Genomic DNA, 14,220 nt, shown 5'->3' on the forward strand with positions numbered 1-14,220 from the left:
TCCGTTCGCCCTGGGCCCGCCCTGAAGGCTCACCACCACAGCCGCACCCCCGCGAGCACACGCAAGGCACTGGCCGGTTCACCCCCGCTTCGTGCCGCCCGCGCGCTGCCGCCCAGGCGGCGTTCCCACGCCACGCCGAGATAGGGCACAAAGGTCCGGCGGATCTCGTAGCGCAGCCGCAAGCCGGTCTCGACGCGGTTGATCCCAGCGCCTTCGCTGCGGCCGGAATCGGCGGAAGGCATCGCCTGCGCCGCCCACTCCAGTTCGGCACGCGGCTGCACCACCAGGCGCTGGGTCACGCGCTGGTCATAGCTCGCTTCGGCCCGTCCGCTCAGTTCTCCCCGCGTCGAAAGGAAAACCGAGGCTTCCACATCGAACCAATAGGGCGCCAGCCCCTCGATCGTCAGCGCGGCGTGGGTGCGATGGTTGCCCGCCGCCAGGTCTTGCCGCACGCCCGCGCGCAGGTTGAACCAGGGATCGAGCGCGTGGAGCCATCCCGCCTGCACTTCGGCGCGGTCGATCCGCCCGGCAAAGGCCCCTTCCCCGCGCGTTTCCAGCGCCAGGCGATCGCTGTCCCCGCCCCACCAGCCTTTCGCTTCCCAGGCATAGTCGCCACCGCCGCGCGCCTCGAACTGGTCGATCATCACCTGGCTCACCGCCATGCCGCCGTTCTCGTGGCGCAGCGCCGCCCGCGCGCGCCCCATCGCGGCGGCATCGAACAGGGCATCGGCGGCATGCTCCTGCGGCGGCGGTGGGGGAGGAGACTGCGCCGGGACGTCCTGTGCCCGGGCCGTTCCCACCGCCAACACGGCGACCAGCAGGGCCATGGCCGCATGCCGCCCGCTCACGCCGCCGCCTCGCGCACGGTCACCACGCGAAACATGCCCGCGTGCATGTGCAGCAACATGTGGCAGTGAAACGCCCAGTCGCCCACCGCATCCGCCGTCAGGTCGAACGAGGCCTTGCCGCCGGGCAGCACATTGATCGTGTGCTTGCGTGGCGCCGCCTCCCCCGCGCCGCTCACCAGGTCGAAGAAATGCCCATGCAGATGAATGGGATGGGGCATCATCGTGTCGTTCACCAGCGTCACCCGCACGCGCTCACCGGCGCGGAAGGCCAGCGGCGCGGGGTTCTCGCTCAGCTTCACCCCATCGAACGACCACATGTAGCGCTCCATGTTCGCCGTCAGGTGCACGTCCAGGCTGCGCGTCGGCGGCGCCTGCGGGCGCGGCACCCTTGCCTTGAGATCGGCGTAGGTCAGCACGCGATGGTCCACGTCTTCCAGGCCAGTGGGCCGGTCGGCCAGGCGATCGACCGGCGCGGCGGCAATCGTAGCCACCCCCGGCCCCAGGCGCATGCCGGGCGGCGCCAGGCTCTTGTCGCGCATCTTCATGCCGCCATGGTGAGCATGCGCCATCGGCGCGGCGGGGGCGGACAAGTCGAGCGTGCCGCTGGCCATGTCCATGCCCGTCATGTCCATTCCGCCCATGCCCATGTCGCGCATGGTCAGGATCGGCCGCGCCCGGCGTGGCGGGATCGGCGCCACCAGACCGGGGGCAGAGACCGGCGCCAGCGTGGCCCGGCACTGGCCCGACCGGTCGATGGCTTCGGCCACGATTGCAAAGGCCTGAGGTTCAGCCCCCTGCCCACCGCCCGGTTGCACGATCACGTCCAGGGTCTCGGCAATCCCGATCTGGAACTCGTCGGTTTCCACCGGCACCACGTCCTGCCCATCGGCCGCCACCACCCGCATCGGCAGGCCGGGCACCCGCACATTGAAATTGGTCATCGCCGCCGCGTTGATCACCCGCAGCCTCACCCGTTCGCCCGGTGCGTAAAGCCCGGTCCAGTTGGCCGCGCTGTCGTGGCCATTGATGCAATAGGTATACGTGGAGCCAGTCACATCGGCGATATCGGTCGGGTCCATGCGCATGCGCCCCCAATCGAGCCGCTCGCGCAAGGGCTGGTCGCGCCCGGCGAGCAGTCCGGCCAGGGTCTGCTGCTGGCGGTTGTAGAACCCGCCCTGCTGCTTCAGCCGTTTCAGCATGACATGCGGATGCACGTCGCTCCAGTCGTGCAGCAGGATCGTGTGCTCGCGGTCATGCGGCTCGGCTTCCCTGCCCCCGGCCGGGTCGATCACGATGGGTCCGAACAGCCCCATCGCTTCCTGCATGTTGCTATGGCCATGATACCAATAGGTTCCGGCCTGGCGCACGGTGAACACGTGGTCGAACGTCTGCCCCGGCGCGATCCCCGGATAGCTGATCCCCGGCACCCCGTCGAACTGGAACGGCACCAGCAGGCCATGCCAGTGGATCGAGGTATCCTCGTCCAGCCGGTTGTGCACGCGCAGGCACACCTGCTGCCCTTCGCGCAACCGGATCAGCGGCCCCGGCGTGGTGCCGTTCACGGTGATCGCATGCCCGCGCCGCCCGCCGACCATCACCGGCGCGCTGTCGACAGTCAGTTCGATCAGCTCGCCCGAAAGCGTTGCCGCTGGCGTGCCCATGGCGTTCCCGCCAGCATGTGCCCCATGCGCCGCATCGCCTGTCATGGCCCATGCCCTGTCCGTCCAAGCAAGGCCCAGCCCGGCACCGGCCAATCCGCTCATCATCGTTCGCCGATCCACCGTTTCAATCCTTGCTGTCAAGCATCTTGGCAAGCTTTTTTCTTGCGCGGTAAACTCTTGTTTCTATTGTCTTTTCTGAAACTTGAAACAGGTCCGCAATGTCGCGCTGCGGCATGCCTTCCACCCCGTGCAGCACGATCGCCTCGCGCAAGCTGCCGGGCAGTGCCTCGATAGCTCTCACCGTGCGTGCCAGCTCGGCGCGCGCCATGGCCGTGCTCTCTGGTGACGGTGCCGGATCGGCGGCATCGCCCATCCCTTCCCCGTCGTCGCGCCAGCGCAGCAGGAACCGCCGCACCGCCTGGCGCCGCCGCCAGTCCCGCCCCTTGTTCAGCGCGATCCGGGCGAGCCACCAGCGCAAGGGACGCGCCGGATCATAGCGTCGCAGCGCGGCAAAGGCGGCAATGAATGCGTCCTGGGTCACGTCCCGCGCCGCCTCGGCCTGCCCGGTCTGCGCCCGGGCGATGCAATAGACCGCCTCGCGGTGGCGCACCATCAGCGCGCGATAGGCCTGCTCCTCCCCCGCCAGCGCGGCGCGCACCAGCGTGGCATCGTCGGCCTGGTCCATGTCCTCGCGCATGCCCCCTGCCGCTTTCAGGGCTGCGGGGCGGTTTTGCGTGCAACGGGCTTGTTCAGGGCCGCCACCAGCGCGGCATCGAACCTGGCCTGCTGGTCGGGCCGCAAAACGCCGCGCATGGCAAACAGATGCTGCAAGGTCTCCTTTTGCAGCGCCCCCATCGCCGCGTGCGAACGATCGACCGCAGCGGCCACGCGCGGGCCATAGCCTTTCTCGGCCACGATCGCCTGGGCCAGATCGCGGTTGTCCTGGTCCATTTCCGCGCCATAGCGGGCCTGCGCCGCCGCGTAATCGGCTTCGAGACGCGCCATCGCTTGCTCCTGCCCGGCATCGAGCGCCAGATCGCGGTGGATCAGCGTGTGAAAAGCACTTTCCACGGGCTGTGGCGCGCGAAACAGCATGCGCCCTGCCCCAACCCCCGCCAGTGCCGCCCCGAACGCCAGCAAGACCGCCAGCAGGCTTTGCCGCGATACCATCACCCTGCCCCCATCAGCACCACCGACGGTGCCTGCGCGGGCAAGGCCAGTGGCCCGGCGCTGGCATCCACGCCCATCGCCGCCGGCCACGGTTGCTGCGCCATGCCTCCGGCCAGGCCCGCCGCCAGAGCCAGCGCACCGGTCCATCCGAGCTGCCGCCGCATCTGCGCCTGCCTTTGCCTACGATCCAGCCCGAGCAGCACCGCAGCTTCCAGCGCTGCCCAATCCGGCCCATCCCCCACGATCGCGTCGTCCTGGTGGCGCAGCCCGGCCAGTCTTTGCTCCACAGCATCCATTGCCGACGTTCTCCTTTGCTTGTGCTCGATCATACGCAGTCCGGCGCCTGTCCCCTCACCCGTCGCGCAACTTTCTCATCTGGGCGCAAGGGGCACGATGCGCCGCTGCGTATTCCTTGGCAAACCTCCTGCCGAAAGGATCGTCCATGCTTCTGCGCTTGCCCCCGCTTCTGCTCTCGCTCGCAGCCTATGCCGTCACCGCTGCCCCGGCACAGGCCAAGCCCAACCTCGTTGCCGCCGTTCCCACCGCCCAAGCCACGGTCACGGCCCCTCGCCAGATCACGCTCACCTTTTCCGAGGCAGTGGCCGTGCCTCCCTCCTCGGTTGCCTTGGTGATGACCGCCATGCCCGGCATGACACATCACGATCCGATGAAAGTCACCGGCTTTGCCACGAGCCTCTCCGATGGCGGCAAGACACTCCAGGCCATCCTGCCCCGCGCCCTTCCGGCCGGCACCTATCGCCTCACCTGGCAGGCCGGTTCGTCCAGTGGCGAAATGGCCGATGGCGCCTACAGCTTCTCGGTAAAATAGGAAATGCCGGCGAAGGCGCTATCAAAGAGCTGAAAAACAACAGATTTCCAGTTTCGGCCGGATTTGCCCAGTTTTGGCGCAAATCCGGCCGAAATTTCCAGTGGCTTCGGCTCGGCCGGCGTTTTGCCTATCATGTTCATAAGCCTGGCTTTTCTCTTGAATTCGGCATTAGCGTCCAGGATTTGCGTGCGTTGGCCAAGCCAAGGTCTCTACCGCCTCCTCTTCCCCATTTTCCTCCCCACCAAAAAGCTTCTCCCCGGTTAGATCCTGTTTAGACAGGTTAGACAAGTTAAGCGCTGGCCGTCTGCGCGTGACTCGGGATGCAGCCGCGATTCGCTCATCATCCCCCGTTCCCGATAGATCGACGATCCGTTCCTGATGGATCGAAGCCTTGTTCCCGATAGATCGACGCGGTGTTCCCGATGGATCGAAAGACCGTTCCTGAAAGATCGAAACAGCCATTTTGCTGTTCCCTAAGGGTCTATGTTTGCCATCAGGCGCCGCCACCGCGCGATGGATTGAATTTCTTTTCGGTAACGAGCGCCGGAGAAGGTTCAAAGCGCACCCAGGATTTCAATCCCGTGACAGCAGAACAATCCGCGCACGACACTTCGCGAACGCAGATGGTCCGCGTGCTGGCTGCGACACGTTCTTTCCGGAACGCGGATTGATCGTCCCGACACAGGTTTGCCAGAACTGGCAATCCAGAGTCAGCCTCTGGTGGCCACGAGAATCGTGGCGGGAGCCTACGAGAATATCTCTTCGATCCACGCCCGGTGGCATTCGACCGTCAAGGCGTGAAGGCGTAGCCCTTCCCCTCCCCCGTCTTCCATCACGGAGCGGTCCTTGAGCGGCGGAATGCGATGAACAGAGCGGCGGTCCCGCAGGCCCGTGTGGAATTTCAGCACGCCCTCTTGCGGCAGTGCCTGGCCCCGTTCCTCGCTCTATCGACGGAACGGGGCTTGCGCGTCAGCGCAGGGTGTGGCGGTGTTTTTCGTGGTGGCGCTTGGCCCAGCCGATAAACGCGCGTTGCCAGTCGGCCGGGGTGCGGGCCGGATCGGCCGAGACCCATCGCTCGAATTCGGCGTGAAGCGCGTGGAAGTCCCAACCCGGGCAAGTTTCGCGCAAGTGCGCCAAGGTCTCGTCGGTCATGAAGCCGCGCGTGGCGGCGTGGCTCAGGCCGGCGATGGTCGAGCGGATCAGGCTGCGCGCATCCACTGTTGCCGCCCGGATCGGCGCGTCGGGAGCGGGTGAGGGCGAAACCTTGCCGTGATCGACAGCCGCTTGCACTGTCGTCTGCATCCCGATCGGCGGTCCATCGCTCTGCACCGGCGTCGTGACCGGGGGCAGGGCAGGGGCGCGTTTCCCCGGGGAAACGACTTCGGCTCCGTCCTTGCCGTCCATCCGGCGCATGCGCAGCAGCGGTTCACCAGACTTGCCCTGTTCCACGCTCAAGGCATAGCCGGGGAGGGCATCCTTTTCCGCAAGCTTGAGAATCTCGAACTTGAAGCGGCGATATTCGCCTTCCGCGCCGGATTTCTCGAACAGCGTGGGCATGGCAATGGCAAAGCCTTCGTCACCCGCGCCGCCGGCGTGCTTTCGCGCCACTTTGTATAGCCAGCGCTCGCGCCCGCCGGTGATGTTGAAATAGGCGCGGTCGATCGCCAGGACGCCGCCCTGCATCATCACGCCTTCCCAGAACCAGTTGGACAGTTCCAGCGTCATGCCCTTGGACCGCTCGGTGCGCTCGTCGACCAATTGTGTCCAGCCATCGAGCCACGAGAAGGTGGCTTCACGCCGGTTCTCGGCGCGGATGTTGGTCTTGATCGTGGTCGCGACCAGGCGATCGAGGGCCTGGCCCAGCAGTTCATAGGCGCGCCCCGTAGTCGGACGGCCGATCGCGCGGAGCAGGTCATAAGGCATGATCGTCAGCTTGCGCGGAACGTCGTTGACCCCGCGCCGCACCATGTCGGCCAGCACGCTGGCGCAATAGATCAGGATGTCGGCATCCCAAATCGTGGCCATGCCATAGTCCGGGTTGCTCGAGACGTGGACCCACAGCTTGCCGTCGGGGCTGGTGTAGTCGATCGGCTTGGTGCGCTTGGTCTTGGCCAGCGAGAAGAACGGTCGCTCCATCATCTCGCGCTGATCGCGCAAGGGCATGTCGGCGACATAGGGCAGGAACACGTCAAAGCGCTCGCTGCTGCCGGTAGGTTTGCTGCGGGTCATTCAGGTGCCGGTTGGTTGGGGGAGGGGAGGGGAGAAAGGGAGAACGAAGGGGGCAGGGCCCCCTTCACCCCATGACTCCGGCAAGCCTGGTGTTCCAGGCGACCGAACGCCTCCCACCCGGCCTTGGCTGGGTGGAGCGCCATGGCCGCCAACACGAGGCCAGCCAAAGATAATGGGGTGAAGGGGGCCATGCCCCCTTCGTTCTTCCTTCCCACTTTGCATAACCGCCAAACCCTCCTTCCGCAGACGAAAGGGGGTGGCTGGGCGGGTAGAGGCGGGGGCGATGTTTCCCCGGGGAAACGGGGAAACGCTGGGGTCACCGCTGCATGCCCTTGCCTTGCGCTTCGAGCGCCTCCAGCGCGGCGCGCACGCCTTCGATCAGGTCTTCGGTGGTCGCCCCGGTGCCATTGTGCAGCTTGAGCGTGACGCCCTGGCGCCCGGCGGACAGCACCGACACGGCGCGGCGACCGCTGGCTGGGGCTTCCCACACGAACAGCGGCCCGGCCGTGCTGTTGCCGGCGGTGGGAGCGGCGAGCAGGCGCTTGAGCACGTCGGCGGCAGGCACGGTGGGCCGGCCGGTGCTGCGCGCGGCATCCTGTTCGCGGGCGAGTTGCTTGGCTTCCTTGAGGATCGCGGCCTGGGCGTTGCGATCATCGAGCGCCTGGGCGAGGGCATAGCCCGGCTTGAGCTGGACATCGGCGGGCGAGGCAAAGGCGGCGACCACGGCATCGGGAATGGTCGCAACGCGCAGCATCTTTGACAGCCAACCCTTTGACAACTTTAGCCTTTCCGCCATGCGGGTAAGGTGGTTGCCATAGTGGTCCTTGAGCGCCAGCGCATAGTTGCGCGCCCGTTCCAGGTCCGACACGTCCTTGCGGGCGCGGTTTTCCAGGTCGGCCAGGCGGAAGGCGGCCTCGTCGTCAAGCTGCGCGACCTGGGCGAGGAACTGGAACTGCGGATAGGAATTGGCGCGCAACCAGGCGATCGACCAGTGGCGCCGCGTGCCCGCGATCACTTCGTAATCATAGGCCGGATCGCCTTCCAGGCGGCGGACCACGGCGGGCACTTTCTGGCCCCCTTCGGCGATGATCGAATCGATCAGCTCGCGACAGGATTCCTCGCTGAGGTGGGCATAGGACCGGGCATTGCCGGCCCAGACACGCACCCGCGCGGGATCGAGCAGCAACTGCGTCACCTGGCGCACTTCGCCGCTGGCGACGCGGGCGAGAGCGCTTTCGCGGTTGAGCAGCGTGGTGCCGCGCAAGGGGCCAAGGCCGGGCGCGCTGGCGCGGGGCTGCTGCGCCGGGGGCGAGCTGGCGGGGGCGGGGTCAGGCTGTGCACGGGGAGCAGGGGCGGGTGCCTCGGCCAGGCCAGAAGGGCGCGCGGCCGGGGTGTTGTCGATCACCGCTGGGGCGGCGGGCGCCTGGGTCTCTTCGTCTTCGGCCAGCAGCGCGGCGAGATAATCGGATTGCTTGCGCGCCATGGCTCAGAACCTTGCGAGGAAAGAAAGACAGGGGAGGGCAGGGGCGTGGGCGCGGTCAGGCATGGAGCACATCCTCTTCCCGCGCGGGAGCAACACGGCCCCAGCCGGCGCGCACCAGTTGCTCGATCTGGCCCAGCGCCTCGTCGAGGTTGGCGCGGCAGCGTTTGTGCGTCTTGGCCGTGCCGATCGGCTTTTCCAGCTCGTAGATCGTCATCATGCGCAAGGCGGCGTGGCTGATTTCCGCGCTTTCCAGGATCGGCACGGGCAGCAGCGCCGGGCCGAATGTCTGCTCCATGATCGTGCGGACCATGGCATGGCTGGGATCATTGCCGTCGAATTTCGAGCAGATCAGGCGAACGAATTGATAATCCACGGCAATGCCGGCTTCCACCAACTGTGCGATGACCTGGTCCATCATCGAGAGGAACTGCACGGTGGAGCAGAAATCGGGCGTGGTGGCGGCCAGCGGCACGAGCAGGGCATTGGCCGCCTGCATCACCGCGAGCGAGATCGTGCCGAGCGCGGGCGGCGGATCGAGAATGACCACGTCATACTCGCGCGCCAGGTCGAGCAGGCCCTGCTTGAGCTTGCGGAACCGCGCGGCGAGCACCGACTGGCCATCGGCCCCGGCGGCGGCCAGCTCGTATTCCACGTCGAACAGTTCGAGATTGGACGGGATCAGATCGACATTGGGCCAGGGCGTGCGCTTGACCGCATAGAGCAGGTCCGCCTGGGTCGGATCGATCGAGAGATAGGGGTAGAGCGTTTCTTCCCGCGTGATGTTGAAATGCGGGTTGAAGCCGAACAGCGTGGTGGTGGTGGCCTGGCTGTCGCAATCGACCACCAGCACGCGATAGCCCTGCACCGCGAAATAGTGCGCGAGGTGGGTGGTTACGGTGGACTTGCCCACGCCGCCCTTGAAATTCTGCACCGCGATCATCGCGGGCACATCGTGCGGCCCGCGCGTGGGCATGGCGCCCAGCACTTCGCGCATATGGAGCATTTCCTGCACGCCATAGCCGATGCGCCGGCCATTCTCGCCCGAAGGCGGGGCGGGCAGACGCCCATCGTCTTCGGCCATGCGGATGCGGTTGGTGGAGCAGCCGAGCAGTTGCGCGGCTTCGGCAATGCCGAAACGCACGTTGAGTCCCTTGCGGCTTTCCGGCAGAAAGGCCTTGCGCCGCAGGCGCTCGATCATCCGTTCGCCGGCCTGGGCAAGATCGCCGATTTGCCCCACGATTGCACTGCTATCAGCCATCATCTGCCCGTTTGAAGCTGTTGATGAGGATGCATAGCAAATTTCATTCAATCGGGCAACTTGGCGGTGCACGATCGCACTTGGGCGCAAAAATCGCGCAGCATGCATGCCACGCGCCCATCCCACGCCCGTTGGCATGCTTTTAAGATATCGACCTATAATTATGAAATAAAACGATAATTATTCAGGAGTCAGAGATGCGCACCGCGCCCGCAAGTCTTTCGCAGGTTAGGCAGAGCCTTGAGTCCTCGACAGAATTTCCGCGTTTGCAGCGGGCCGACTGGCAGAATCACCCAGGCCGGGCGCATGGAGGAATGTCGATCACCTGGCCGGGATGAATCGCGCGAAACCGATCGGGCGCGATTCCCTGTGCGGCGAGGGCGGCATCGAGCTGATGCAGCGGGTCTTCACGCGGTTCATCGGTCAGATTGAACGTGCCCCAGTGAATGCCCAGTGCCCATGCCGCGTCGAGATCGCGCTGGATGGCCAGCGCATCGGCGGGGTTGGTGTGCTGCGCGGCCATGAACCAGTGCGGGTCATAGGCGCCGATCGGCAGCAGCGCGCAGTCGATCGGGCCGAAGCGGGCGCGGATCGCGCGGAAGATGGCCCCGGTGCCATAGCCGGTGTCGCCGGCGAAATAGACGGTGCGGCCCGCCGCGCGGATCACGAACCCACCCCACAGCGCCATGCGACGATCGCGCGGCGTGCGCGAGGACCAGTGCAGAGCGGGCACGCAATGCGCCTGCGCCTGGCCGGACGGATCGAGCGGATGGGCCTGGTGCCAATCGAGCGCGACGAGGCGCGCATCGGCAATGTGGCGGCGCACGATGCGATCGTTGCCGAGCGGGGTGATGATCAGCGGCGCGTGGGCGCGGTGCAGGGCCTTGAGCGTGGCCACGTCGAGATGATCATAGTGATTGTGCGACAGCAGCACGGCATGGATCGGCGGCAGATCGGCCAGCGCCACGCCGGGCGCCGTGACGCGGCGCGGCCCGGCAAAGCGCACCGGGCTGGCGCGATCGGCCCAGACAGGATCGGTAAGAAGATTGAGCCCGCCAAGCTGGATCAGCGCCGTGGCATGCCCGATCATGGTGATGCGCAGACCGGCCACGGCCATGGCCGGTTGCGTGGGAACCACCGGCACCGTGCGCGGCCAGGGATTGTGCGGCGCGGAACGGCGCCAGCGCAGCACTTGCGATAGCGTGCGATCGGTCTCTGGTTCACCGGCCAGGTTGTGAAACCGCACCCCGTCGAAATGGTCGGAGACAGGGCCCTGGTAATAGGGATTGCGCGGCATGGGTTTCCTTGGTGGCGTGGCCGTATCGGGCGTGAGCGACGTGGGCATGCGCGCCACGAATTTCCAGGGGGGCCGCGCAGCGCGATTGCATTGCCGGGGCAAGTCTTTATGGGCGGGGGTGCGTCGGTGCCGTGCCTGTGTCTTGCGGGGTGGGCATTTCCCCCCTCATGCCTTGCCCGTGCCGGCCGATCTGGTTGCCGCGTCCCGGGGCCTTGGCCGTTGCCGCGATTGGATTGCCCCCTTGGCCCAGACTTCCCTTGCCCCTGCGCTGCCGCCTGCGCAGGACGGATGGCGCCGGTCCAGCGACATTCGCCTGATCGACAAGGCGCGCCTGCCCGATGGCGGCGAACTGCTGTTGCTGCAAAGCGGCGATGCCTTTTCCATCGAGCTGGACGAGGAAGAGCTGATGGGCAACACCGACTATGTCTCGGAACAGGACCTGGCGCACATGACTGCGCAGCGCCTGGGCCGCCCGGACGGCGCGGTGTTGATCGGCGGGCTGGGCATGGGCTTTACCCTGGGGGCCGCGCTGGAGGCCTGGGGGCCAAAGGCGCGGATTCGCGTGGCCGAACTGGTGCCCGAAATCCTGGCCTGGGCACGCGGGCCGCTGGCCCATGTCATGGCCGGCAAGCTGGACGATCCGCGCGTGACGGTAACGCTGGGCGACGTGCACGACGTGATCGCGCAAGGGGCCAAGAATAGGGAAGGCACGTTCGACGCGATCCTGCTTGATGTCGACAACGGCCCGGATGGCTTCGTGCAGAAGGAAAACGACCGGCTCTATGGCCCGGCCGGCCTCGCGGCCGCGCATGCCGCGTTGCGGCCGGGCGGGATCCTGACGGTGTGGTCGGCCGATCCCGATGGCAGCTTTACCCGCGCGCTGCTGGAAGCCGGCTTTGACGTGGAAGTGGCGCTGGTGCCGGCCTATGAAGGCGCGCGCGAGGAGCAGCACTGCCTGTGGTTTGCCCGGCGCGATTGACCGCAAACGAAATTTTGTGTTGCGCGGGCCAGCGTAGACGGCACGATTTGCAGGATGGGGCGTTGCGACCCTCGCAGGCTTTTTGCCTCTGCGCGAATCGGACTCGTCGTTATCCAGGATACAAGGCCCGCTTTTGATGGAAACCGCACTCGAGACCCTCTCCCGCGCGGAACTGGAAGCTGAAGTCCTGCGGTTGCGCCGCAGCGGGGCGGCCTCCGACACGGCTGCCGATACCGCCGATGCGCGCCGCCAGGCCCTGTTCGAGGCGATCGATGACGGGTTCTGCATCATCGAGTTCTTCGACGGGCCGCATGGGGCTCTCAGCGACTATCGTCATGTCGAGGCCAATTCGGGATACGAGCGCCACACCGGCATTGCCGGCATTGTCGGCAAGACGCTGCGCGACATTGCCCCAACCGAGGCCGAAGGCTGGCTCGCGCTCTATGGCGAGGTGCTGTGCACTGGCGAGCCGGTCCGCTTCGAGCGGGAGTTCGTGACGGCCGCGCGGTTCATCGAAGTGTCGGCACGGCGCGTGGGGCCTGCCGAAAACCGCCAGGTTTCCGTGTTGTTCCGCGACATTACCGCGCGCAAGGCATCCGAGGCGGCGCTGCGGGAAAGCGAGGCGCTGGCTCGTGACAATGTGCAGCGGGTGCAACTGGCGCTATCGGCCGGGGCGATCCTGGGCACCTGGATCTGGGACATTGCGGACGATTGCCTTGCCGCCGATGAAGGCTTTGCCGGCGCATTCGGCGTGGAGCCGGGGGCGGACCTGGCCACTTTGCGCGTCGAGGCGCTGTTGCAGGCGATCCATCCCGACGACCGCCCCGGCGTGGATGCGGCGATTGCCGCGCGACTGGCGCAGCCCGGCCCCTATCGCCACCAGTATCGCGTGCGCGGCCGCCATGGAGACTATGCCTGGGTGGAAGCCGTGGGTCGCGTTGAAGCAGACGAGGCGGGCCGCGCCGTGCGGTTTCCCGGCGTGCTGCTCGACCTGGAGTCGCGCCGCGCCGTGGAGGCCGAGCGCGACCGCGTGACCGAGGAACTGCGCCGCCTGACCGAAACGTTGGAACAGCGCGTGGCCGATCGCACGGCCGAGCTGATGCGCGCCGAGGAACAGTTGCGGCAGGCCCAGAAGATGGAAGCCGTGGGGCAGTTGACCGGCGGCCTGGCGCACGATTTCAACAACCTGCTGGCGGGGATTTCCGGGTCGCTGGAAATGATCGGCTCGCGCCTGGCGCAGGGCCGCTTTGCCGAAGTGGAAAAGTACCTGGCCATGGCCCAGGCCGCCGGGCGCCGCGCGGCGGCGCTGACTCACCGCCTGCTGGCGTTTTCCCGGCGCCAGACGCTTGATCCGCGGCCGACGGACATCAACGACCTGGTCGATGGCATGGCCGATCTGGTGCGGCGCACCGTGGGGCCATCGATCGCGGTGGAATGTGTTGGCGCGGCGGGGCTGTGGACGGCACTGGTCGACGCCAGCCAGCTTGAGAACGCGCTGCTCAACTTGTGCCTCAACGCGCGCGACGCAATGCCCGATGGCGGGCGGATCACCATCGAGACGGCCAATCGCTGGTTCGACGCGCGGGCGGCCGATGCGCACGAGATTCCGCCCGGGCAGTATATCTCGCTCTGCGTCACCGATACCGGTGTCGGCATGTCGGCCGACGTGATCGCCAAGGCGTTCGACCCGTTTTTCACCACCAAGCCCCTGGGGCAGGGCACCGGGCTTGGCCTGTCGATGATCTATGGCTTTGCCAAGCAATCGGGCGGGCACGCGCGCATCTATTCCGAGGAAGGGAAGGGCACCACGGTGTGCATCTACCTGCCGCGCTATTACGGCGCGGGCGAGGCCGAACGCGACGGCGGCGCGCATTTTTCCGCAGGAAGCGGGGCTGCGCAGGCGCCGGGGCAAGGAGTGGTGCTGGTGGTGGACGACGAGCCGCTGGTGCGCATGCTGGTGGTGACCGCGCTGGAAGACATGGGCCACACCGTGCTGGAAGCCGAAGACGGCGCGCAGGGCCTGCGCATCCTCCAATCGGACGCGGCGATCGACATGGTGGTGACCGATGTGGGCCTGCCCGGCGGCATGAACGGGCGGCAGATGATCGACGCGGCGCGCTGCGACCGGTCGGCAACGCCCGTGCTGTTCATCACCGGCTATGCCGAGAACGCGATCATCGGCAATGGCCATCTCGAGCCGGGCATGCAGATCCTGACCAAGCCCTTTGCCGTGGGCGACCTGGAGGACCGGGTGCGCGCGATGCTGCCGGGGCAGGGCTGATTAGCACTACTTTGGCAGATTATGCATTGGCGGGTCGCTGGGGCGGCATCCGCAGTGCGGGCATGGTTTGTCCGGCGGCCTGCTCAGACGGTCAAGGATGGCTTGCCTGATCGCTGGCAGGCTCGGTTTCGGAGGCGGACCCGAGATTCTTTTTCCCCCCACTTCGACTTTGCTCAGTACATGCT

13 protein-coding genes are annotated in these 14,220 nt (G+C 66.7%); 3 read left to right on the forward strand and 10 right to left on the reverse strand.

The features are described from left to right. Positions 1-29: 29 nt before the first annotated feature. Genes IE191_RS11805 through IE191_RS11825 form a run of 5 tightly spaced genes read right to left on the reverse strand, consistent with a single transcriptional unit; the run spans position 30 to position 3,975 of the window. Positions 30-848 carry a copper resistance protein B gene (locus IE191_RS11805; RefSeq protein ID WP_191324556.1) on the reverse strand — a complete coding sequence of 273 codons (819 nt, stop codon included), beginning with the start codon at positions 846-848 and terminating at the stop codon, positions 30-32. Beyond that, positions 845-2,650, reverse strand: a complete 1,806-nt coding sequence (locus tag IE191_RS11810) for a copper resistance system multicopper oxidase (protein WP_268249433.1) — start codon at positions 2,648-2,650, stop codon at positions 845-847. The genes IE191_RS11805 and IE191_RS11810 overlap by 4 nt, the downstream gene beginning before the upstream one ends. After that, a complete protein-coding gene (locus IE191_RS11815; protein ID WP_191324558.1) occupies positions 2,634-3,206 on the reverse strand; it encodes an RNA polymerase sigma factor in 573 nt (190 codons plus the stop codon). Before IE191_RS11815 ends, IE191_RS11810 begins: the two co-directional genes overlap by 17 nt. 14 nt (positions 3,207-3,220) lie before the next feature. Beyond that, a complete protein-coding gene (locus IE191_RS11820) occupies positions 3,221-3,679 on the reverse strand; it encodes a periplasmic heavy metal sensor (RefSeq protein ID WP_191324559.1) in 459 nt (152 codons plus the stop codon). Continuing rightward, positions 3,679-3,975 carry a hypothetical protein gene (locus tag IE191_RS11825; RefSeq protein WP_191324560.1) on the reverse strand — a complete coding sequence of 99 codons (297 nt, stop codon included), beginning with the start codon at positions 3,973-3,975 and terminating at the stop codon, positions 3,679-3,681. Before IE191_RS11825 ends, IE191_RS11820 begins: the two co-directional genes overlap by 1 nt. 146 nt (positions 3,976-4,121) lie before the next feature. On the opposite strand from IE191_RS11825, the gene IE191_RS11830 reads away from it, so the two are divergent. Then, positions 4,122-4,508: a copper resistance protein CopC gene (locus tag IE191_RS11830; protein ID WP_229815287.1), complete on the forward strand. Its 387-nt coding sequence runs from the start codon at positions 4,122-4,124 to the stop codon at positions 4,506-4,508. Here the strand turns inward: IE191_RS11830 and IE191_RS11835 are convergent. The 5 genes from IE191_RS11835 to IE191_RS11855 all read right to left on the reverse strand — a co-directional run bounded on the left by IE191_RS11835 (position 4,487) and on the right by IE191_RS11855 (position 10,823). Next, positions 4,487-4,642 (reverse strand): hypothetical protein, encoded by a 156-nt coding sequence (locus IE191_RS11835; protein ID WP_191324561.1) that lies wholly within the window; start codon positions 4,640-4,642, stop codon positions 4,487-4,489. The two genes, IE191_RS11830 and IE191_RS11835, sit on opposite strands and share 22 nt — an antisense overlap. Positions 4,643-5,477: 835 nt before the next feature. Further along, positions 5,478-6,737: a replication initiator protein A gene (locus tag IE191_RS11840; RefSeq protein ID WP_191324562.1), complete on the reverse strand. Its 1,260-nt coding sequence runs from the start codon at positions 6,735-6,737 to the stop codon at positions 5,478-5,480. Positions 6,738-7,053: 316 nt separating this feature from the next. Continuing rightward, positions 7,054-8,220 carry a ParB/RepB/Spo0J family partition protein gene (locus IE191_RS11845; RefSeq protein ID WP_191324563.1) on the reverse strand — a complete coding sequence of 389 codons (1,167 nt, stop codon included), beginning with the start codon at positions 8,218-8,220 and terminating at the stop codon, positions 7,054-7,056. 55 nt (positions 8,221-8,275) lie between these two features. Beyond that, positions 8,276-9,478, reverse strand: a complete 1,203-nt coding sequence (locus tag IE191_RS11850; protein WP_191324564.1) for an AAA family ATPase — start codon at positions 9,476-9,478, stop codon at positions 8,276-8,278. Between the two features lie 289 nt (positions 9,479-9,767). Further along, a complete protein-coding gene (locus IE191_RS11855; RefSeq protein WP_229815293.1) occupies positions 9,768-10,823 on the reverse strand; it encodes an MBL fold metallo-hydrolase in 1,056 nt (351 codons plus the stop codon). A gap of 193 nt (positions 10,824-11,016) precedes the next feature. On the opposite strand from IE191_RS11855, the gene IE191_RS11860 reads away from it, so the two are divergent. Next, positions 11,017-11,754: a polyamine aminopropyltransferase gene (locus tag IE191_RS11860; protein ID WP_229815288.1), complete on the forward strand. Its 738-nt coding sequence runs from the start codon at positions 11,017-11,019 to the stop codon at positions 11,752-11,754. 136 nt (positions 11,755-11,890) lie between these two features. Further along, the gene (locus IE191_RS11865) at positions 11,891-14,035 is read left to right on the forward strand and encodes an ATP-binding protein (protein WP_191324565.1); all 2,145 of its coding nucleotides are present in this window, start codon (positions 11,891-11,893) and stop codon (positions 14,033-14,035) included. Positions 14,036-14,220: the final 185 nt, after the last annotated feature.

Source organism: Novosphingobium pokkalii (assembly GCF_014652855.1).
Taxonomy (GTDB): Bacteria; Pseudomonadota; Alphaproteobacteria; order Sphingomonadales; family Sphingomonadaceae; genus Novosphingobium; species Novosphingobium pokkalii.

What these genes read in the sequence shown, in the direction of transcription:
- IE191_RS11830 (WP_229815287.1), top strand. Translation starts at nt 4,122, where the DNA reads ATGCTTCTGCGCTTGCCCCCGCTTCTGCTCTCGCTCGCAGCCTATGCC.
- IE191_RS11845 (WP_191324563.1), bottom strand. Translation starts at nt 8,220, where the DNA reads ATGGCGCGCAAGCAATCCGATTATCTCGCCGCGCTGCTGGCCGAAGAC.
- IE191_RS11835 (WP_191324561.1), bottom strand. Translation starts at nt 4,642, where the DNA reads ATGATAGGCAAAACGCCGGCCGAGCCGAAGCCACTGGAAATTTCGGCC.
- IE191_RS11855 (WP_229815293.1), bottom strand. Translation starts at nt 10,823, where the DNA reads ATGCCCACGTCGCTCACGCCCGATACGGCCACGCCACCAAGGAAACCC.
- IE191_RS11840 (WP_191324562.1), bottom strand. Translation starts at nt 6,737, where the DNA reads ATGACCCGCAGCAAACCTACCGGCAGCAGCGAGCGCTTTGACGTGTTC.
- IE191_RS11825 (WP_191324560.1), bottom strand. Translation starts at nt 3,975, where the DNA reads ATGGATGCTGTGGAGCAAAGACTGGCCGGGCTGCGCCACCAGGACGAC.
- IE191_RS11850 (WP_191324564.1), bottom strand. Translation starts at nt 9,478, where the DNA reads ATGGCTGATAGCAGTGCAATCGTGGGGCAAATCGGCGATCTTGCCCAG.
- IE191_RS11820 (WP_191324559.1), bottom strand. Translation starts at nt 3,679, where the DNA reads ATGGTATCGCGGCAAAGCCTGCTGGCGGTCTTGCTGGCGTTCGGGGCG.
- IE191_RS11865 (WP_191324565.1), top strand. Translation starts at nt 11,891, where the DNA reads ATGGAAACCGCACTCGAGACCCTCTCCCGCGCGGAACTGGAAGCTGAA.
- IE191_RS11815 (WP_191324558.1), bottom strand. Translation starts at nt 3,206, where the DNA reads ATGCGCGAGGACATGGACCAGGCCGACGATGCCACGCTGGTGCGCGCC.